At 43.6% G+C, this 1328-nt stretch carries 1 protein-coding gene; it reads right to left on the reverse strand.

Annotated features, from left to right (window positions below; genetic code table 11):
• Positions 1-12 precede the first annotated feature (12 nt).
• A complete protein-coding gene (locus tag PSF42_RS20690; RefSeq protein WP_072666889.1) occupies positions 13-1221 on the reverse strand; it encodes an IS4 family transposase in 1209 nt (402 codons plus the stop codon).
• Positions 1222-1328 lie beyond the last annotated feature (107 nt).

Genomic DNA, 1328 nt, shown 5'->3' on the forward strand with positions numbered 1-1328 from the left:
TGAGGGATCCCCTCATAATTTCCCCAAAGCGCAACCATGTTTGAATAGATTTTGAGCAAGCAGGATTGCAGCTACGAGCAAGTCTTCCCTCGTTATTGTGTAGCCAGAATGCCGCAACACTTCCATGCCTAAGCGCACTGTTGAGAGTACATTTCGATTCCTGACAGTGTTTGCTTGGAAGTGTTTATCCCAACCTTGTTTCTGTGAATGTACGCCAACAAGCCAAAATGTCAGTTGAAGCATTAGGGCGATCAGTAGCATGATATCAAAGCGCTCTGGGCTGCTAGTTCTGCTATGTCGGAGTCCTAGACCGTATGCTTGGCTTTTTAAGTCTCGGAAGGTTTCTTCTATCTGCATACGCTTTGAGTAGATCTTAACAAGTTGCTTGGGTGTTCGAGTTTCAACGGGCAAGTTAGTCGCTAAAACCCATGGTTCTTTTGTCGAAGCGGAGTAGATTTTAGGTGATGGATGATGACAATTGGTCCGTGTCGAACGCTGATTTTTTCGGCCTTTAGGACGTGATTTATACAGTGCAATTTGACATGAGATTGGGTTGCTCTTAGTCAACCTCTTATAGCCTAAAGTTTTTGTTCGACTTGAAGAGGTGCCATGTAAGTTGCTGATAGGTTGCCAGTTTTCCGCACCTAAATCTGCATATTGCACTTTCCCTCTCACTCGACTTAACCAGTACCAACCTAGCTTTTCAACGGATTTATACCATGGCACTTTAAAGCCTGCATCACTGACAATAAGCGGTGTAGTGTTACTCGGTAGAATGCTTGCGAGGTCGGCTAAGAATTGGTCATGAGCCGCCTTTGAACATTGCTCTGAAAGCGGAAACGCTTTCTCATAAAGAGTAATAGAACGACCATGTAGTGCCACCGAAGCCCGCAATACCATAAGCCGTTTTTGCTCACGAATATCAGACCAGTCAACAAGAACAATGGGCATCGAATTACCTGAACAGATAAAGCTGGCATGCCAACGGTATACAGCGAGTCGCTCTTTGTGCAAGTGACGATTACCTAACAATCTGTCGATTCGTTTGATGTTATGTTTTGTTCTGGCTTTCGTTGGCAGGTTACGACCAAGTTCGGTAAGAGTGAGCGTTTTACATTCAAGTAATGCGTGGCAAGCCAGCGTTAAACTGTTGAGTCGTTTTAAGTGCAATTCAGGGCAGAATTGGTAAAGAGAGTCGTGTAAAATATCGAGTTCGCACATCTTGTTGTCTGGTTATTGATTTTTCGCAGAACCATTTGATCACATGACAAGATGTGCATCTACCTTAAATTTATGATTTTTATCAAAATCATTAGGGGATTCCTCAG

Source organism: Providencia sp. PROV032 (assembly GCF_028484875.1).
In the GTDB taxonomy this organism is placed as follows: domain Bacteria; phylum Pseudomonadota; class Gammaproteobacteria; order Enterobacterales; family Enterobacteriaceae; genus Providencia; species Providencia rettgeri_E.